Source organism: Pontibacter populi, from assembly GCF_019336435.1.
In the GTDB taxonomy this organism is placed as follows: Bacteria; Bacteroidota; Bacteroidia; order Cytophagales; family Hymenobacteraceae; genus Pontibacter; species Pontibacter humidus.
In genome coordinates this window covers 20,021-40,063 of record NZ_JAHWXQ010000002.1, presented here as the reverse complement: position 1 = coordinate 40,063, position 20,043 = coordinate 20,021, and the positions used below count along the sequence as shown (strand labels likewise).

At 45.5% G+C, this 20,043-nt stretch carries 18 protein-coding genes; 11 read left to right on the top strand and 7 right to left on the bottom strand.

Annotated features, from left to right (window positions below; genetic code table 11):
- Positions 1-89: 89 nt before the first annotated feature.
- From alr to KYK27_RS06770, 3 genes are all read right to left on the bottom strand, one after another.
- Positions 90-1,241 (bottom strand): alanine racemase, encoded by a 1,152-nt coding sequence (gene alr, locus KYK27_RS06780; protein WP_199109296.1) that lies wholly within the window; start codon positions 1,239-1,241, stop codon positions 90-92.
- Between the two features lie 6 nt (positions 1,242-1,247).
- Positions 1,248-2,411 (bottom strand): amidohydrolase, encoded by a 1,164-nt coding sequence (locus KYK27_RS06775; protein WP_199109295.1) that lies wholly within the window; start codon positions 2,409-2,411, stop codon positions 1,248-1,250.
- A gap of 120 nt (positions 2,412-2,531) precedes the next feature.
- Positions 2,532-4,310 (bottom strand): chloride channel protein, encoded by a 1,779-nt coding sequence (locus KYK27_RS06770; protein ID WP_199109294.1) that lies wholly within the window; start codon positions 4,308-4,310, stop codon positions 2,532-2,534.
- 172 nt (positions 4,311-4,482) lie between these two features.
- Between KYK27_RS06770 and KYK27_RS06765 the strand changes: the two genes are divergently transcribed.
- Positions 4,483-5,292, top strand: a complete 810-nt coding sequence (locus tag KYK27_RS06765) for a metallophosphoesterase (protein ID WP_199109293.1) — start codon at positions 4,483-4,485, stop codon at positions 5,290-5,292.
- Between the two features lie 205 nt (positions 5,293-5,497).
- On the opposite strand, the gene KYK27_RS06760 is transcribed toward KYK27_RS06765, so the two are convergent.
- The 3 genes from KYK27_RS06760 to KYK27_RS06750 form a co-directional block, all read right to left on the bottom strand.
- Positions 5,498-6,124 (bottom strand): carbonic anhydrase, encoded by a 627-nt coding sequence (locus tag KYK27_RS06760; RefSeq protein ID WP_199109292.1) that lies wholly within the window; start codon positions 6,122-6,124, stop codon positions 5,498-5,500.
- Positions 6,125-6,214: 90 nt separating this feature from the next.
- Positions 6,215-7,285, bottom strand: a complete 1,071-nt coding sequence (locus tag KYK27_RS06755; protein WP_199109291.1) for an alanine racemase — start codon at positions 7,283-7,285, stop codon at positions 6,215-6,217.
- 3 nt (positions 7,286-7,288) lie between these two features.
- Positions 7,289-7,741, bottom strand: coding sequence for a GNAT family N-acetyltransferase (locus KYK27_RS06750; protein WP_199109290.1), 453 nt, complete (start codon positions 7,739-7,741; stop codon positions 7,289-7,291).
- Between the two features lie 713 nt (positions 7,742-8,454).
- On the opposite strand from KYK27_RS06750, the gene KYK27_RS06745 reads away from it, so the two are divergent.
- On the top strand, positions 8,455-9,705 hold the full coding sequence (locus KYK27_RS06745) for an aspartyl protease family protein (protein WP_199109289.1): 1,251 nt from the start codon (positions 8,455-8,457) through the stop codon (positions 9,703-9,705).
- On the opposite strand, the gene KYK27_RS06740 is transcribed toward KYK27_RS06745, so the two are convergent.
- Positions 9,702-9,995: a hypothetical protein gene (locus KYK27_RS06740; RefSeq protein WP_233150324.1), complete on the bottom strand. Its 294-nt coding sequence runs from the start codon at positions 9,993-9,995 to the stop codon at positions 9,702-9,704. The two genes, KYK27_RS06745 and KYK27_RS06740, sit on opposite strands and share 4 nt — an antisense overlap.
- 520 nt (positions 9,996-10,515) lie before the next feature.
- Here KYK27_RS06740 and KYK27_RS06735 point away from each other — a divergent pair.
- From KYK27_RS06735 to KYK27_RS06695, 9 genes are all read left to right on the top strand, one after another.
- Complete coding sequence (locus KYK27_RS06735) at positions 10,516-11,214, top strand: GNAT family N-acetyltransferase (RefSeq protein ID WP_199109288.1); 699 nt, start codon at positions 10,516-10,518, stop codon at positions 11,212-11,214.
- A gap of 24 nt (positions 11,215-11,238) precedes the next feature.
- Entirely contained in the window at positions 11,239-12,450 is a 1,212-nt protein-coding gene (gene argG / locus KYK27_RS06730; RefSeq protein WP_199109287.1) for an argininosuccinate synthase, read from the top strand.
- A complete protein-coding gene (argC, locus tag KYK27_RS06725; protein ID WP_199109286.1) occupies positions 12,432-13,442 on the top strand; it encodes an N-acetyl-gamma-glutamyl-phosphate reductase in 1,011 nt (336 codons plus the stop codon). The genes argG and argC overlap by 19 nt, the downstream gene beginning before the upstream one ends.
- A gap of 195 nt (positions 13,443-13,637) precedes the next feature.
- Positions 13,638-14,786: an aspartate aminotransferase family protein gene (locus KYK27_RS06720; protein ID WP_199109285.1), complete on the top strand. Its 1,149-nt coding sequence runs from the start codon at positions 13,638-13,640 to the stop codon at positions 14,784-14,786.
- A gap of 2 nt (positions 14,787-14,788) precedes the next feature.
- Positions 14,789-15,739 (top strand): acetylornithine carbamoyltransferase, encoded by a 951-nt coding sequence (locus tag KYK27_RS06715; protein WP_199109284.1) that lies wholly within the window; start codon positions 14,789-14,791, stop codon positions 15,737-15,739.
- Positions 15,740-15,836: 97 nt separating this feature from the next.
- Positions 15,837-16,631, top strand: a complete 795-nt coding sequence (argB, locus tag KYK27_RS06710; RefSeq protein WP_199109283.1) for an acetylglutamate kinase — start codon at positions 15,837-15,839, stop codon at positions 16,629-16,631.
- A gap of 1 nt (position 16,632) precedes the next feature.
- Positions 16,633-17,697, top strand: coding sequence for a M20 family metallo-hydrolase (locus tag KYK27_RS06705; RefSeq protein ID WP_199109282.1), 1,065 nt, complete (start codon positions 16,633-16,635; stop codon positions 17,695-17,697).
- A gap of 108 nt (positions 17,698-17,805) precedes the next feature.
- A complete protein-coding gene (gene argH, locus KYK27_RS06700) occupies positions 17,806-19,140 on the top strand; it encodes an argininosuccinate lyase (RefSeq protein WP_199109281.1) in 1,335 nt (444 codons plus the stop codon).
- A 178-nt stretch (positions 19,141-19,318) separates the two neighbouring features.
- Positions 19,319-20,041 (top strand): peptidase-C39 like family protein, encoded by a 723-nt coding sequence (locus KYK27_RS06695; protein WP_199109280.1) that lies wholly within the window; start codon positions 19,319-19,321, stop codon positions 20,039-20,041.
- Positions 20,042-20,043: the final 2 nt, after the last annotated feature.

The window sequence follows — 20,043 nt, the reverse complement described above, 5'->3', positions numbered from 1 at the left end:
AACTATAGCGAGTAAGAACAGACTTAACTGTTTTCTGTATTTGATTAAGCTTGTGCAACTATATGCTGGGGTGTATTGAAAGCTATAGTTTAATCGATTACCAGGCGTGGAATATTGGATGGAAGGCGTGTAAGTAACTCATAGTTTAGCTGTGTACTAAGTTCTGCAAAGGAGGCAACGGTTATGCTTTCATCGCCCTGTGAGCCGAGCAATACTACTTCATCGTCTTTCTGCACTCCAGGAATATCTGTTACATCCACCATCATCACGTTCATGTTTACAATGCCTACTACAGCAGTGCGAACTCCTTTTATAAGTACTTTGCCCTGGTTACTGAGCGAGCGACTGTAACCCCAGCCATAACCAACCGGAATTATAGCCAGTGTCATGTCGCGCGGTGTTTGATACGAGCTACCATATCCTACATATTCGCCTTTAGAAATAGACTTAAGGCTCATGATGCGGCTTTTCCAGTTAATGAGGCGACGCAAGGGGTCTTTTTTAAGCGAATGCTGGCTAAAATAATGACTATACGTTTCCGGGCTAGGCCAAAAGCCATACTGCATAATGCCGATGCGAACCATATCCATATGCGTTTCGGGATATGAAATCATTGCAGCAGAACAGGCCGAATGTAATTGGTTGGGAGTGTGTCCGGAGTTGATCAGTTGTTTTAGTAAATCCTGGAAATTCTGTTGCTGTGTTAGGATACGCTCGTGGTTCTGGAAACTTTCAGCTCCTGCAAAGTGTGTGCAAATAGCTATTAACTCTACATCTTCTTTTTTATCATCCAGTAGCTTGCTAGCCTGTGCTAACGTGGCTTTATCGAAACCGGTGCGGTTCATACCGGTTTCCAGTTCCAGGTGGATCTTTGCTTTTTTACCGAGCTTCCTGGCAACCTCAGCGGCTTTGGTCAACCGATCGGGTTCAAAAATAAAGAATTCTATGTCATTCTGAATTGCCCATTCCAGCTCAGGATCGTCAATATAACCCATTATCAGCGTGGTTGCTGGCCGGGGCAGCGACTGATGCAGGCGCAGCGCTTCGTCGGCACTGAAAACAGAGAAATGATCTACACCACATTCCTGGGCTAATGAAGCAAACTGCTCAATTCCGTGGCCGTACGCATTGCCTTTAACCACAGAAGATAAGCGCACCTGCGGCCCGATCTCATTCCTTATAAAATTGATGTTGTTTTGTAAAGCGGTTCTGCTGATCTCAATGTAAGAGCTATGGAACATACTGCGTTATTTATTCAGGATCTGCTGAATGATGCCGTAGAACATGGCCGCGCCAGTTGGTATAAGTTCGTCCGGAAAATCATAATCAGCATGGTGCAGTTGCGGTTGCTGGGTACCAGAACCAAGTCCGAAAAATGCACCTTTATACCTGGCTGTAAAATGGCCGAAATCTTCTGACCACCTGAAGGGCTGTACGGCTTCCTGCACATCAAGTTCGAGGTTTGCAGCCGCTTTCCGAATTGATTGCACCTGATCCGAATGGTTAACAGTGGCCGGAAAATCTTCTATAAAACTGATGTTATAAGTAAGCTTATAGTTAGCTGCTATTTGCTGCACACATTGCTGCGTAAGTTCTTTTAAACGCTGCATATCAGTAGGTTGGTAGGAGCGAAGTGTTGCCATAACGGTTGCAAAACCCGGGTTTGTTCCAAAAGCAACTTCTCCTAATCGTGCATGTATCACCGTCAGTAATGCAAGGTCCTGGAACTGCTCTTTATTGCTGATGATTTCATTAAACGCAACTATAATTTCAGCCATCGCCAACCCCGGATTTAGGCCGTTTTCAGGTTCAGCTGCGTGAGATGATTTTCCGTGTAATTCCACGATCATACCTGTCGAAGCTGGCGCAAAGACATCTTCCCGAACTATAACCTGGTGCATGGGCTTACCGGGTATGTTATGTAATGCAAATACATAATCAGGTTTTAATCCTGTCTCAAACCGGGAGTCCTGCAAAACAGCCCAGGCACCTGCTCCGGTTTCCTCGGCAGGTTGGTAGAGTAAAATTACTTTTCCACTTGCTGACCGTTTCTGATGAAGTAAACTTCCTAAGGCCGTAAGTATGGCCATATGCCCGTCGTGACCGCACTTATGACTGGTGCCTTCTCTTACAGATCTATAGTTTAGATCTTCGTTCGTTTCAACAATTGGCAGTGCATCCAGTTCAGCTCTGAAGAGTATGGTAGGGCCATCGGGTTTTTCGCCATAAAAAACAGCTGCAACACCGGTACCTCCCAACTGGGTATAAATTTTATCCGGATTATAGTTTTGCAGATGTTTTACAATTCGTGCTGCTGTTTCTGATTCCTGACCTGAAAGATCGGGATACTTGTGAAGTTCCTGGCGGAGTTTTACAAGTTCTGAAAGGTCTGATAATTCTTTATGCTGCATGACAGGTATAGTTGGTTTACAGGCTAATTCTAAGGTACGAAAAACAAGGCAGAGGTTAAAACCATCTGTAAATCAAAACTATAGTTGCGCTTAACAGGCAACTGTCAAAACTATGTATTCTTAAACGTTAGTGGTTTTGATCAGGAGCTTTCTGTACTTGGTGAAAATGCTTGATTTAGAAACAAAGCCAAGGTATTTCTCGCCTTCCACTACGGGTAGATTCCAGGCACCGGACTCGTCAAATTTCTTCATTACTTCCGCCATGCTATCATCGTGCTGTACCAGTACAGGAGGCTTTACCATCAGCTCTTTGGTTTTCACAAGATCATATTTGTCGGTTTTAAACATGATCTCCCGGATATCTTCCAGCAGTATGATTCCTTCAAGTGTTCCTTTTGTATTTACTACCGGGAAGAGGTTGCGTCGGGAATGGGCTATTACTTCTACAAGTTCGCGCAAGGTTGCATCGGGGCTTACAGGTTGAAATTCGGTTTCGATCAAATGCCTGATCTTCATGATGCGCAATACGGTTGTGTCTTTGTTGTGCGTTAACAGTTCGCCTCTTTGCGCGAGCTTCTTTGCTTCCAGGGAATAAGGCTCAAAATACTTTACTACCGCGTACGATGTAGCTGATACAACCATCAGCGGGATCATTAAAGTATAACCACCTGTAATTTCAGCTATCAGGAAAATACCCATCAACGGTGCATGCATCACACCACTCAGTATGCCGGCCATGCCTACCATTGTAAAACTATGGATGGGCACATTTCCCAGTTCAGTGAGGTTAATCAATTTCGAGAAAAAGAAGCCAGCAAATGCACCCACGAACATAGAAGGGCCAAAGTTGCCACCCTTACCACCGGAGGCCATCGTGAGCGTAGATGCAATTACTTTCACCAGTGCCAGGGCTCCCGTAAAGCCTACTATCAGCCACTCGTTGGTTCCAAAAAAGTTAAGCCAGCTGTCTTCCAGCAATAGATCTGCATGGTCGCGCTGCAGCATTTTTATCGATTCATAGCCCTGGCCGAAAAGAGGCGGAAACAGCATGATCAGCAAACCCAGGCATAAACCACCTATCAAAGCGCGTTTGTATACATTCCCTGACAGCGGCTCAAATATGTTCTCTATCCAGTGTACTGTTCGGGTGTAGTAAACCGAGATAAGACCGGTAAGTGCACCCAGCAGCATGTAAAAAGGAATATTGCCAGCTTTAAACCCTTCCACATTCCCTACATAAAAGAGCAGATCTTCATCTAACGTGAGCGTGGAGCAAAGCGTACCCACTACAGCGGCTATCATTAATGGTATAAAGGCAGCAATACTTATATCTGTAAGCAGGATCTCGACAGCGAAAAGCACCCCGGCAACCGGCGCATTAAACACAGCTGCTACACCGGCTGCTGCACCACAGGCAAGTAAAAGTGTTCGTTCGCGGTAGTTTAAGTGATAGGAACGACCAAAGTTAGAGCCGATAGCAGAGCCTGTAACCACAATAGGGGACTCCAGACCAGCAGAACCACCAAAGCCTGCCGTAATGCCGCTGGTAATCACATAAGAATACATCTTACTACGCCTGACGATACTTGACTTTTGGGCAATACTGTAAAGAATACCAGCTGTTCCGCCTTCAACTTTTCCCTTAAAAAACAGCTGCACAACTACCACAGTTAACAAAATACCAATGATCGGGAGCACTACAAGCAGCACCGGTCGGTCGAACAAGCGGCCACCATAAGCGAGCATGATGTACAGGTAATGCACTATTGTTTTGAGGATAACTGCAGCCATACCTGCCGTGAAGCCAACCAATGCACTGGAGATAAGCATAAAGTCGCGGCTGGAGGTGTGGCGGCGCAACCAGAGCAACGGTAATTTATACTTCTTGAGGTAAGACATGAAATAGATATAGGCTATCAGAGACAGGTTAACGCTACTGCAAAAGTAAACGTTGTAACGGTTAAGTTCAAAATCTATAAAATAAAGCCTGTTTCTGTATAAATTTAACCGATAAGCATAAACCTGACCACCGTATTTTCAGTTATAGTTTAGTTTGAAGGAGAAAATTAGAATGGCTCAGATAAAGGATTTAAGCGGATACCTGGTGCATACAACGGCACATGGCCCTTTTGATATTATCGGGGATGTGCATGGCTGTTTTGATGAGTTAGTAGAGTTACTTCAGCAGCTTGGCTATCAGGTAAATTTTGATAAAAAGGAAAGCAGGTTCAACGTTACGCCTCCTGCTAACCATAAGGCGGTGTTTGTCGGAGATCTGGTAGATCGTGGTCCTGATTCACCTAAGGTATTACACCTGGTAATGGATATGGTGGAAGCGAAACAGGCTTTTTGTGTAAGTGGTAATCATGATGATAAACTATACCGGAAACTGATTGGCAGAAACGTACAGGTACGACATGGGCTGGAGTTTACCATGGAACAGCTAAGCCATTGTAGTGCAGCTTTTATACTACGGGTTCGGGATTTTCTGGCTAATCTTCCGCATCATATTTTGCTGGACGAGGGGCGGTTGGTTATTGCACATGCCGGCCTGGCTGAACACCTACATGGCAGGCACAACCGCTCCGTACGCGACCTTTGTTTATATGGCCCAACCACCGGCGAAACAGATCAGCATGGTTTACCGGTACGCCTGGACTGGGCAGCAAAGTATACCGGCCATGCTATAGTTGTTTATGGCCACACACCGGTGTATGAACCCTGCTGGCGCAACAATACCATAAACATTGATACAGGCTGTGTATTTGGCGGGAAGTTAACTTCGCTGCTATATCCCGATCACGTCATCACTTCCGTTGAAGCGCATAAAGCATATTCAGAATCTGTAAGGCCATTTCTGCAATACCGTGCCAGTGCCTAAACCTCAAAGTTCAACTATATTAATTGCCCGGCCTATAGTTGAAAAGTTTGCAGCAAACTATAGTTCAGTTAGCTGCAAACCTTTCAAGTTATAATACGGATTAGGGTTAAAGCTATAGTTCAGGCAACCCGGGTTGCCATTCATAAACTATAACTCCTGAACAGGTTCATAAAATGCGCTATAGTAGCAGATCTATAGTTGATTTTTAAGGCATAATACCCAATCCCTGCCACTCAGCAACAGGCAATTTCAGGTCTTTAATATAGCCGTGTTCTATATCGAGGACCCAACCATGGACGGTAGGGTATTTTACGGTTTTGTAAGCGCGGTGCATAACTGAGGTAGTGCAGATGTTTTTTACCTGTGCTATAACATTCAGTTCGGCCAGCTTTTGTAACCTGTCTTTTTCAGTTGGCAGGTTATCTATTTCCTGTCGGTTCTGCATGTAAATGTCGCGGATAGGGCTAACCCAGTTCTCCACCACACCGGTCGCTGTTCCTTTGTAAGCAGCCTCAACACCACCGCAGCAGTAATGCCCACAGACAACTATGTGCTGTACATCCAGCGCTTCTACGGCATACTCCAGCACAGCAAGCAGGTTCATATCCGTCAGCGACACCTGGTTTGCCACATTACGATGTATGAAAAGCTCTCCGGGTTCGGTGCGGGTAAAACTTGAGATAGGCATCCGGCTATCAGAGCATCCGATGTAAAGGAAAGGGGGTTTCTGGCCCTGCGCCAGTTGTTTAAAGTACTCGGGGGTAGTCTCGAGCTTTTCGGCCACCCATTTTCTGTTATTATTTATCAGATCTTCGTACTCGTTGTAGTGCATGTACTTTGCAGTTTATATAATTTACAGCTGAGTTATACGCAACTGGCCGGCAAATATAAACAAGAAAATTTTAGCTGGAACAGATTTGCATTAACTTACGATCTCTTTGGTAATATACCTCGAGTTTAAAATACTAAGCGCACCCATATACCGAAGGCTGAATTGCAGCACATCACCAACTTTATAGTTCTTGTCATTTGTGCCAAGCTCTACCACCAGCATATCCGAACTTGCCCCAACTACGCTCAGTTCATCTTTTGGGATCAGGAACTTTGGGTTCACATCCAGTAAACCGATATCCAGTATGGCCCGGTGAGAGGTTTTGCCGTACAGACTCTCATCAATTTCATAGTTATCTCCACTGGGGTTCTCTGCCAGTATGCCGTCAGGGATCATGGGCTTTTCTGTCAGCTCAATTATCTCCGCGCATAGTTCAAATACATCATCATGCATGCCTTCAAATGTTTCGCCTGTAAAGAGGTTAAGCCCGAAAAAAAGTGCCTCGCCGATACGGAAATGGTTAATACCTTTAGGTAACTGATGCGTGAAGAGAAGCGGTATAGTTACCGATGTGCCACCCGAAACCCACTGGATATTCTTATTGAATTTAGCTTCGATGATCTGCTTATAAAGGCTTAGCTGAACGAGCTTATCGCGGGTTGGCATAACGCCATGCAGGCAATTAAAATTAGCTCCTAAACCAATTACAGAAATGCCGGGCAGCTCAAATACCTTCTCATAAAAATCAACCAGTTCTTCGCCCATTACGCCTTCGCGCAGGTCGCCCATCTCAATCATAATAATGATCTTGTGCAGCTTCTTCTGTCGGGTTGCTTCTGCTGAAAGCAGCTTTATGATTTCGAACTCCGTCTGGAAACTTACGTCGGCAAATTCTATTATCTCCGGAATACTTTTTTTGGGAGCAGGTTTTATATAAACGGTCTGCACATCGGGCGCTACTTTCTTAATTGCTCTCAGGTTTGTTACCCGCGAGTCATGTATCTCTTTAACGCCTAATGCCAGTACTTCTTCCAGGAATTTTTCTTCGCCACACAGCAGTTTGGTAACAATTCCCCAGTCTATGCCATGCTCCTTAAACACCGAATCAAGGTGGTTGTAATTGTGTTGTAATCTGTCACGGTACAGCTTTAAAACTGCCATAGTTTATCGTTGTAGTCTATACTCTAAATACTTGTTTGTAAAGCCCATTTTCTCGTACAGGTGCCGGGCCGGGTTTTGAGGTTCAACGTGCAGGGCTATACTGCCCGATACGGTTTCAGTTGCCAGTTGCACCAGCTTTTTCCCGACGCCTTTGCCACGTTGGTTGCTATGTACAGCCACATAAACCAGTATGTTCTCGGGTATATAACCACTCATACCAGTGTTGTTCAGGATAAGTGCTCCTACCACTTTACCGTCCTCGCGTGCTTCCAATACAGCGCCACCTTTTCCTTCAGCAGCAGACAGGGCATAATCCACACATTTGGCAATATCTTCGCGTTTATCACCATACTCATCTAAATGCTTAAAAAGGAAATCCAGTATTTCATCCCGGTTTATACCTGTGCTGTTCTCAGGCGTGTAGACGTTGTAGTGTAGACTGCTGTTTTCTGCCATTTTGCTTAGTTGTTTTTAGTAGGATATACGTTGGTAATTGAGATTTACGTATTGCAGGAATCTGATAACACCTTGAATTTTGAACTATAGATATCAGGAAGTTTAACGTAATGTTCGGGCATGGTAGCTGTTCGGTTTTGTCTTCTGCTATAGTTCGTTTCTAGTTGTTAAAGATAGGGAGACTGATAAAATGCATTTCTTTATAAAATATAAATTTAAAACTTGCTGTCAACGCCTGATCTAATGGAAGATAATCAAAAAAGGCCTTAAAACATAGATTTTTGACATAATACAGGCTTTAGTAGTTTTAAAGGATGATTTTAATTGATTAGTTTCGTGCAAAATGTCTTCACAAAATGGGCCTGCTTTTTTCTACGCTGAATACAGTTTTTAATTTAATTTATTAGGTGAGTCCTATTATCTGAATTCATATTATACATGCATTTGCAGGCTATAGTATACTCCTAAATGTGACTGATTTTTATAAGCAGATGATAGTTGGTCCAGCATCTGAAAAATAGTTACAAGTCAATGCTATAGTTGTGAACCAGAACTACTGTACACCAAGGATTTAGGACAATTATAGAAACAAATAACAACTAACTGTTGCCGATTAATATAAATTTATCCCAAATTCAGTATATTTATTATCTGTCTATAGTTCAGTTACGTATCTTAAAGAGTCTTAGTCTTTTACATGCAAACTCCCTGCTATGGCAAAAGCATTCTACCCGGTGTTGCTTTGTCTTTTAAGCTGCTTTCTGTTACAACCGGAAGCTAAGGGGCAGACTATTCCTCAGGATACTGCTTACTTTACAGGGAATGCTAAAAAGATCAAGATCCCATTTAAGCTGGTACATAACCTCATTGTAATAACAGTAAAAATTAACGACTCCAAACCGCTCAATTTTATCCTCGATTCCGGCGTTAACAGCACTTTAATTACACAGCTAAACTTTACTGACAGCCTTAGCCTCAATAATTCCCGCAAAATAACCGTGCAGGGGTTGGGACAGGGTTTTGAGCTGGAGGCACTTATCTCCAGCGGGAATAATATGTTCCTGCGTGGCATTGAAGGCGTGAACCACGAAGTATATGTGTTGCTGGAAGATATCTTTAACCTCTCCACCCGGATGGGAATGCCTGTGCATGGTATAATCGGGTATGATATTTTTAAAAATTTTATAGTTAAGATCAACTATAACACGCAGGTTATTACACTTTACAAACCGGATACAAAACTCAGGATCAGTAAGAGAGCAGAAGTACAGGAGCTGTCTATAGAAGATTGCAAAGCCTACGTGTATGCCAAGGTGCGGCAATACAATGGTGATTCTTTAAATGTAAAACTGGTAGTTGACACGGGGGCCAGCCATTCGCTTTCGTTATACCTGCCTACCAACGATAAACTGAAATTACCACCTAAAGTAATGGAGGCCTACCTGGGTCGCGGCTTAAGCGGAGATATACACGGAAAGATAGGGCGGATAAACAGTATGTCGCTTGGCCGGCACCAGTTCGAGAACTTGCCGGCTTCTTACCCCGATGAGCAGGCGATTAAGGTTGCACTCAATATCGCAAACCGGAACGGTAACCTTGGCTCTGATATTCTGAAGCGCTTTACGGTTATTTTCGATTATCCGCACAATCGCCTGGTGCTACTACCTAACCGGAAATATAAGCAGCCTTTCAGCTATAACATTGCCGGTTTTGAAGTCAGTACACCCATGCCCGGATATAATGTGTATGTCGTTTCTAACGTTTCGGAAAACTCAGCAGCAAAAGAAGCTGGCATTAAACCGGGGGACCAACTGATGACAATAAACGGCAAACACTGCTATGATCTGGATCTGAATAACATTCTGAATTTACTGGAGGGCAAGCCCGGTCATCAGCTAAAGCTCACTTTACAACGCAACACTACGCCTTACTCAGTAACGCTTACTTTACAGAACAGGATCTAGCTCTGAGGTGCGGTTTGCTGCAGATCCTGTATAATCTGCAATAGCAATAAGATAACAGCCAGTACAATCAGGAAAATCCCGGTATATAGTCTTGCTTTTGGCACAGGCTGCTGTTCCATTCCTCCAAACTCATTCACACGGTTAAAACGCAGGCTGGTAAGTATAAGCCCGTTTCCAAAACTAAGCCAGATAGCTGCGGTCAGGGCCTGGCCCATCAAAAACAAGGTTACCAGCCCGATGGTTGAGAATAAGATGCCGATCATCACCGGCAGATTCAGGTTCTTCATCATGTAAAGCAGAAAAGCTGCAAGTTAAAGCATATAAGGCAATTTGTTCACTATAACTTCTGGCAATGCAACAAACTATAACAAATTTATATAGTGTATAATTTTTAATTGAATTTTGGATTAATTCTTGCAAAACACATTTTTTAGTGAAAACATTTGCACCGCTTTGGCAGTAAAACAGCGCTAAAGCTTTTTTATACAGTTTTTTAAAAATGAAAAAAAAGGTCCTTTTATCTGGCACAGAGCCATCGATAAAACACGCTGCCAATAAGCGTGCGACTTTTTCTGCCCGTGTTTGTAAGGCAGTTTTCAGGTGCGCTTTCTCTACATTCAGGTGCAGGCCCTAGGCCGACATCTTCTCGGGTCGCCTATGCGGTAACCCTGCCTCCCAACCATTAATTATTTTATAGATCACATTGCGTAAGCTCAGCTTTTTCGAAAGGCAGCTCAAGGCACTTGTATTATCTCGGTTTTAGCACAACAGGCTGTTGGTGCAGCCATAAGTATTCTACATTAGATTTTGATGACCAATTTACCGGACTTTATAGTTGTTGTGGCAAATGAAAGCCACATAGGTTATGCGCAAACGATTTGCGATGAAATGGAAGCATCTGCTAAGGCACGGGGCACCGGTATAGCAAAGCGTAAACCCGAATATGTAGCCCTGAAAATGACGGAAGGAAAAGCTGTGATTGCTTTACACCCGGATGGAAAATGGGCAGGCTTCTGCTACATCGAGACATGGGGACACGGCAAATACGTGGCTAACTCCGGCCTTATCGTTTCTCCTGAACTTCGCAAAAGCGGCCTTGCCCGTCAGATCAAACAAAAGGTTTTTGAACTGTCGCGCACCAAATACCCGGATGCTAAGATCTTTGGTTTAACGACGGCACTTGCAGTCATGAAGATCAACTCAGGCCTGGGCTACAAACCAGTTACCTATTCTGAACTGACAGATGATGAAGCATTCTGGAAAGGCTGCCAAAGCTGCGTGAACTTTGAGATTCTGCAAAGCAAGAACCGCAGCAACTGCCTGTGCACCGCTATGTTATTCGATCCGGCTCAGGAGGCGACCTTTATGGCTTTGCCTGTAGTTGAGCAAAAACCAGCTAAAACAGCAAGTAGCCTGCAGGAGCGTTGGGTACGTTACCGTCAGCGTTTGGCATTGCAGCCCATTACACTACCTGAACAAGAAAAAGATAAGAACAAAAAGGCCTCTTAGGCTATCAAAATATAAGCTATAGTTATGAAGAAAGTTTTGTTAGCCTTCAGCGGCGGTTTAGATACATCGTACTGCGCTATTTACCTGTCGCAGGAATTAGGGTTGGAAGTGTATGCTGCCTTGGTAGATACCGGTGGTTTTTCTGCAGAAGAAATTCAGGAGATTGAACGTCGTGCCTATGCACTTGGTGTGAAGCAATTCACGCACCTGGATGAAAAAGAAAGCTACTATAAGAGCTGCATCAAGTATATGATCTTTGGCAATGTGCTGAAGAACAATACGTATCCGCTAAGCGTGAGTGCAGAGCGTGTAACGCAGGCGTTAAGTATCGCCAATTTTGCTAAAAGCATTGGAGCAGATTTCGTGGCTCACGGCAGCACCGGCGCCGGTAACGACCAGGTTCGTTTCGACATGGTTTTCCAGGCGATCATCCCGGATGTTGAGATTATCACACCGATCCGTGACATGAAACTGTCGCGCGAAGAGGAGATCGAATACCTGCGCAACCATGGCGTGGAGATGGACTTTACCAAAGCGCAATACTCTATTAACAAAGGTATCTGGGGCACATCGGTTGGTGGCAAGGAAACATTGACATCGCACCTGCCACTCCCGGAATCCGCTTACCCGACGCAGCTTAGCAAACAGGAGGCTGAGCGCGTAACTATAGTTTTCAAAAACGGCGAACCGGTTGGGTTGAATGATGAAGTTTTTGAAAGCCCGGTACAGGTAATTCAGCGCTTACAAGAAATAGCTGGTCCGTTTGCCATTGGCCGCGACATACACGTGGGCGATACAATCATTGGTATCAAAGGCCGAGTTGGTTTTGAAGCTGCTGCACCCATGGTGATTATCAAAGCGCACCACACTCTGGAGAAGCACACGCTTACCAAATGGCAACTATACTGGAAAGACCAACTGGCAACCTGGTATGGTAACTGGCTACACGAAGGCCAGCTGCTGGACCCAACTATGCGCGACATTGAAGCTTTCCTGGAAAGCACGCAGCAAACCGTAACCGGTAAAGTACATGTGCTATTGGCGCCATATCGTTTCCAGGTAGAAGGTATTGAGAGCGAGCACGATTTGATGAGCGACAAGTTTGGAAGCTACGGCGAAATGAACCGCGCCTGGACTGCTGATGACGTAAAAGGATTTACCAAGATTTTCGGTAACCAGACCAAACTATATCACAACGTGAATAACACTTTAGCAGCATGGTCAACGGAAAAGTAAAGGCCGGTATCATTGGCGGAGCTGGCTACACAGGCGGCGAACTACTGCGCCTTTTGCTGAACCACCCAAATGCGGAGTTGGTTTTCACGCACAGCAAAAGCCAGGCTGGTAAACCTGTAAGTGCTGTTCACACCGATCTGTTAGGCGAAACCGAACTATCCTTCAGCGACTCGTTTGCGCAGGAAGTGGATGTTTTGTTCTTATGTGTGGGCCATGGTGAAGCGAAGAAGTTTTTAGCGGAGAATGATATCCCTTCAACTATAAAGATCATCGACCTGAGCCAGGATTTCCGCTGGAACGGGGAAGCTGGGGAAACCCAAACTATAGATGCAACTGGCGGAACATTTACTTATGGTTTGCCAGAGCTGCAGCGCGAAACAATACAGCAGGCACAGCACATCGCTAACCCGGGTTGCTTTGCTACTGCTATTCAGTTAGCATTGCTTCCATTGGCTTCCAAAGGTTTGATTTCGGATGAAGTGCATGTAAGTGGTATTACAGGCAGCACCGGTGCAGGTCAAAGCCTGAGCCCGTCCTCACACTATAGCTGGCGCAGCGGCAACATCTCCAACTATAAAGTGCTAAACCATCAGCACTTGAACGAGATCCGTCGCACGCTGCACGAACTTCAACCAAACCAGGATTTGCCTGCTATTCATTTTGTGCCTTACCGCGGACCATTTACGCGTGGTATTCTTTGCACCAGTTATTTGCCTTGCAGCCTGACTATAGATGAGGCGCAGGAACTATACAGCAATTATTATAGTACACATCCCTTTGTTTGGATAAGTGATGTTACGCCAGACCTGAAGCAGGTAGTGAATACGAACAAGTGTATTTTATACTTAGAAAAACAGGGCGAGATGCTCGTGATCACCAGCATGATCGATAACCTACTGAAAGGTGCATCGGGCCAGGCGGTACAGAATATGAACCTGCTTTTCGGTTTGGAAGAAACAGCTGGATTAAAGTTAAAACCTGCAGGGTTTTAAACTATAGTTTTAAGAAATGTTATCTCAACGTTAGGAGAGATCTATCTCAAATTCCAAATAGATTCTTCGCTACACCCGAAATGATAAGAGCAGAATACAACAATTAACAATACAACCATCAACAATTAACAACATGTACGTCGAGTATTTCCTTTACTGTCTTACTTCTTACATCTAATTCCTAACGAATAAAGCATGAATCTCTTTGATGTTTATCCTGTCTTTGATATCAATCCCGTACGCGGCCAGGGCTGCTACATCTGGGACGACAAAGGTACCCGCTACCTGGACCTGTATGGCGGTCACGCCGTCATCTCCATCGGCCACAGCCACCCGCACTATGTAAAGCGCATCGCCCGCCAACTATACGATATCGGTTTTTACTCTAATTCGGTGCAGATGCCGATGCAGGAAGAACTGGCTGCAAAACTCGGAGAATTGAGTGGCTACCCGGACTATAGTTTATTCCTGTGCAACTCCGGCGCCGAAGCCAACGAGAACGCCATCAAGCTTGCTTCTTTCCATACAGGCCGCAAAAAGATCATCGCTTTTAAAGGGGCTTTCCATGGCCGCACGTCTGCTGCCGTAGCTGCTACTGATAATCCATCTATTATAGCTCCGGTAAACGAAACGGATAACGTCGTTTTTCTGCCTCTGAACGATCTGAATGCATTTGCGCAAGCCCTACAGGAGCATGGCAATGAACTGGCCGCTGTGATTGTAGAAGGCATACAGGGTGTGGGCGGTGTGCACATGCCGGAGCCAACTTTCCTGAAAGCGGTGGAAGCAGGCTGTAAGAAAGCAGGAGCATTGCTGATTCTGGATGAAGTACAGTCAGGTTATGGACGTTCAGGGAAATTCTTTGCGCATCAGCATACCGATGTAAAGCCAGATTTGATCACGGTGGCAAAAGGAATGGGCAATGGTTTCCCGATAGGTGGTGTGCTGATCAGTCCGAACATTGAAGCGAAGCATGGCATGCTGGGTACTACTTTTGGTGGTAATTACCTGGCTTGTGCGGCCGGTATTGCCGTGCTGGAAGTGATGCAACAGGAACAATTGATTGATAATGCAGCCCGCCTGGGCAAGCGCCTGATTGAAGAACTGCAATCCTTACCGGGTGTGCGTGAAGTTCGGGGCCTGGGACTAATGATAGGAGTAGAGCTGGAGGAATCCTGCGCGCCAATAAGAAAAGAATTGCTTGAAAAACACCGCATTTTCACCGGTTCGTCTTCCGACAAAAATACCTTACGCCTGTTGCCGCCGCTGACGATTGGTTTCCGTGAAGTGGATGCCTTTGTGACGGCTTTTGAATCAATTGTTTATACACTACAGGAAAATTAAGAATGAAGAAATACACTTCTGTGCACGACGTGGCTGATGTTAATGAGCTGGTAAAGGAAGCGCTGCACCTGAAAGAAAATCCATACAACTATAAAACGCTGGGCGAGAACAAAACCCTTGGTCTTGTATTTCTGAACCCGAGCCTGCGTACCCGCCTGAGCACTCAGATAGCCGGAAATAACCTGGGCATGAATGTGATGGTAATGAACCTGGACAAAGAAGGCTGGGCACTCGAGACGCAGGATGGCGCCATCATGAACGGCACTACCGTAGAGCACATAAAAGAAGCTGCTGCTGTGATGGGACAGTACTGCGACATTATTGGTATCCGCTCATTCCCAAAACTTCAGAACAGAGAGGAAGACTATAGCGAAGACCTGCTGAACAAGTTTATCAGCTACGCAAACGTTCCGGTTGTGAGCCTGGAATCGGCTACGCGCCACCCGCTGCAAAGCCTGGCCGACCTGGTAACTATAACTGAGCAAAAGCCTGCTGGTAAAAAGCCGAAAGTTGTGTTAACCTGGGCTCCGCACGTAAAGGCAATTCCGCAATGTGTTGCCAACTCGTTTGCCGAATGGATGCAGCAAGCTGATGTAGAGCTGGTGATCACAAACCCGGAAGGCTACGACCTGGCAGATGAGTTTACCAAAGGAGCAACCGTTCTGCACAACCAGGACGAAGCGTTACTCGATGCTGACTTTGTATATGTAAAGAACTGGTCGAGCTACGAACAATATGGCAAGGTACTGACAGATGGCGAAGGCTGGATGATGACCAACGAAAAACTGGCACTGACCAACAACGCCAAAGTAATGCACTGCCTCCCGGTTCGCCGCAACGTAGAACTGTCCGATGAAATTCTGGATGGACCTAATTCGCTGGTACTGGAGCAGGCCAACAACCGCACCTTCGCTGCTCAGGCAGTGCTGAAGCGCATGCTGGAAGCTCTTTAATTTGACAAAAGACTTTTTGACAAAGGACAAAAGACTCTTTATAACATTCAGAAAAGTCCTTTGTCTTTTGTCACAAGGTCAAGAAATTCAAAAACTCATGCTGACTATAGTTAAGATCGGTGGAAATGTAATAGATGATCCCCGGTTGCTGCACCGCTTTTTGGTTGATTGGGCTGCAGTAACTGGTCCTAAGTTGTTGGTACATGGCGGAGGCAAAATAGCGTCTGCCATTGGCCAGCGACTAGGCATCGAACCTAAACTGGTGGACGGTCGTCGCATTACCGATGCTGAAACATTGGAAGTAGTAACGATGGTGTACGGCGGTCTGGTGAACAAAAATATTGTAGCACAACTACAGGCACTGGGCAGCAACGCTATCGGTCTTACCGGCGCAGATGCAAACATCATTAAAGCAAAGAAACGCCCTGTTAAAACGGTAGACTATGGTTTTGTAGGTGATGTCTCTGGCCCTGATAGTATAAATGTTGCCGCGCTGGATGCCATGCTGCAGGCTGGGTTCACACCTGTTGTGGCTCCGCTGACCCACGACGGAAACGGCTCTTTGCTGAACACGAATGCCGATACAGTAGCATCGGTTTTAGCCGTGGCTTTAGCGGAGAAATACAAGGTACAGTTACTGTATTGTTTCGAGAAAAAAGGTGTGTTGCGCGATGCTGCTGACGAAGATTCTGTAGTTGCGAAACTGACATCAGAAAGCTATAGTTTAATGAAGGAAGCAGGGCAGGTTTACGCAGGCATGTTGCCGAAGCTGGATAACGCCTTTGCTACTTTACGAAGTGGGGTGAGCATCGTGAAAATTGGCCAATCGGAGGATGTGCTGGCGATGGCAGAAGGAAAACCGGCCGGAACAACTATAGCCCTGGAAGCATAACATGACAACAGACCAACTTTACACGGAAGCGCTGGACCTGTTGCAGCAACTGATCAGTATTCCATCGTTTAGTCGCGAAGAAGATAAGACCGCTGATGCTATTTATAGTTTCCTGGAACGGCATGGTGTAAAAGCAAAGCGACAGGGGAATAACGTATGGGCATTTAACCAAAACTATAACCCGGAGCTGCCCACTATACTGCTGAATTCGCATCACGATACGGTAAAACCAAACGCCGGCTATACCTTTGATCCGTTCACGCCAACTATAAAGGATGGTAAACTATTCGGGCTGGGCAGCAGCGATGCTGGCGGTTGCCTGGTGTCGCTGATCGCATCGTTTCTGTACTTTTATCCGATGCAGAACCTGAACTATAACTTCGTACTTGCTGCCACCGCCGAAGAAGAAATTTCTGGTATAAACGGGCTGGAAGCTATCTTACCTGAGTTGGGAGAAATTGACTTTGCTATAGTTGGAGAACCTACCCAAATGCACCTGGCCGTAGCCGAAAAAGGTCTGCTGGTGCTGGATTGTGTAGTCCACGGCAAAGCCGGACACGCCGCCCGTGAAGAAGGAGTAAATGCCATTTACGAAGCACTGCCCGATATTGAGTGGTTCCGCAACTATAAGTTTGAGAAAGTATCCGATACGCTCGGCCCTATAAAGATGAGCGTAACGGTAGTGCAGGCAGGTTCGCAACATAATGTGGTGCCGGATACCTGTAAGTTTACTGTAGATGTGCGTGTGACAGATGCCTATAGTTTGGAAGAAGTTCTTGCTACTATAAGAGAACATGTAAAAGCAACTGTAACGCCACGCTCTGTTCGTCTGCAGCCTTCCGGTATTCCGCTTACGCATCCTATAGTTCAGGCAGGCATACAACTCGGTCGCAATACCTATGGTTCACCAACTACTTCCGATCAGGCGTTGCTTCGTGTTCCATCTGTAAAATTAGGTCCCGGCGACTCAGCCCGCTCACACACCGCCGACGAATACATCGAACTACAGGAACTGGAAGAAGGCATTGAACTCTACATCAAAATGCTTTCTTTAATTATGAATTAGAAATTAAAAATGGGTGAATGGCGAAACCGGAAGCTCATCTCCAAAATTCCAAATCTATAGTTTACCAGATCAACAATTTAACAATCCAACAATTTAACCATCAATCAGATGAAACTCTGGCAGAAAGACATACAGGTACAGGCAGAAATAGAACGTTTTACGGTAGGCAACGACCGCGAAATGGACCTGGAACTGGCACCGTTCGATATACTTGGTTCGCTGGCACACACACGTATGTTGGCGCAGGTTGGTCTGCTGGGGCAGGAAGATTTTGATGCTGTGCAACGCGAACTGAAGCAACTATACAAAGAAGTAGCGCAGGGCAATTTCAAGATTGAAAATGGCGTGGAAGATGTGCACTCGCAGGTAGAACTGTTGCTGACCAAACGCATTAGTGAAGCCGGCAAAAAGATACACAGCGGCCGCTCGCGTAACGACCAGGTGCTGGTTGACCTGAAACTATACATGCGCCACCAACTGCGCCAGGTAGTAGAAGCTACCGAAACGCTATTTCATACGTTGCAACAGCTAAGCGAACAGCACAAAGACAAATTGTTACCAGGATACACGCATCTGCAGGTAGCTATGCCGTCTTCGTTTGGGTTGTGGTTTGGCGCTTATGCCGAGAGTTTGATCGATGACCTGCTGGTAGTACAAGCTGCTTACAAGATCAGCAATAAAAACCCGTTAGGCTCAGCGGCAGGTTATGGTTCGTCGTTCCCGCTGAACCGTCAGTTAACCACTGATCTGCTCGGCTTTGAAAGCCTGAACTATAATGTGGTGTATGCACAAATGGGCCGTGGCAAAACGGAGCGTGTTGTAGCAACAGCACTCTCAACCATAGCCGCTACAATTGGCCGTATGGCGATGGATCTTTGCCTTTACATGAGCCAGAACTTTGCCTTCGTAAGTTTACCAGATGAGCTGACAACCGGCTCCAGCATCATGCCGCACAAAAAGAACCCGGATGTATTTGAGTTGATCCGTGGCAAGTGCAACAAACTACAAGGACTGCCAAACGAAATAGCACTACAAACCACCAACCTGCCATCCGGCTATCACCGCGATATGCAGCTATTGAAAGAGAGCCTTTTCCCTGCCTTTAATACATTATTGGATAGCCTGCAGATGGCGAACTATATGCTGCCTAAGCTTATCGTGAAAGACAACATCATGCAGGATGAAAAGTACAAATATGCCTTCAGTGTGGAAGTAGTGAATAACGAAGTACTGCAAGGTGTGCCGTTCCGGGATGCGTATAAAAACGTTGGAGCAACTATAGCCGCCGGTACATTCGAAGCTCCAAACCAAGTAAACCATACCCACGAAGGTAGCATTGGAAATCTTTGCACTGAACAGATTGCAGTGCAGTTGCAGCAGGTATTACAGGGCTTCGATTTTAAAAGAGTGGATGAAGCGATTGAAGCTTTACTTTTCGGATAAGGTTAAACTAACTATAGCTTGTAGAAGAGACGCAGATATTGCGTCTCTTTTTGTTTAAAGTTAGCTTTAAATCACTGAAATTAAGTGTCCTATTTAATCACATTAATTTACTAAAACTTATAGTTGCTTCAGCGTATAAGGTTCACACTGTTACTTGTTAAATACAGCCAGAAACCGAGTGATTCCAATAAAGATACATACGCAACCAGATGATTCTACCTGTGGTCCCACAAGCCTGCATGCGGTTTACAAGTACTTTAAAGATCCTATTCCGCTTAGCGAAGTAATAAGAACAGTGCCTTACCTGGAAGAAGGTGGTACACTGGAAGTGATGCTGGCCTGTCATGCACTGCAGCGGGGCTATAATGCTACCATTTTTACCTATAATCTGAATGTATTCGACCCGACCTGGTTCGATCTTTCGAACGAGGAGATCATAGCCAAACTGGAGCAGCAACTGGAAATAAAAACAGGTAAAAAACTCAGAAGAGCGTCAAGAGCTTACATAGAATTTCTGAAGCTGGGTGGCAAACTGCGGTGCGAAGACCTTACGGTTACCTTGTTGAGCACCTTCTTCGATAATGGTATACCAATTCTTACAGGGCTAAGCGCCACCTATTTATACCGCAGTGCGCGCGAGTTTGCCGACGAAGCCGGTAACTCAGTGTATGATGATGTGCAGGGTTACCCGATGGGGCATTTTGTAGTGCTTTGTGGCTTTACCGATGACCTGCAACATGTAGTTGTGGCTGATCCATACCCTGAGAACCCCTATTTTAAGAATAACTATTACGAGGTGGGGCTTTCGCATCTGCTCAGCTCTATTTTGCTGGGCATGTCAACTTTCGATGCCAACCTGCTGGCCATAGAGCCCAAAGTACCCTTAACTGAATTACCCTAAAC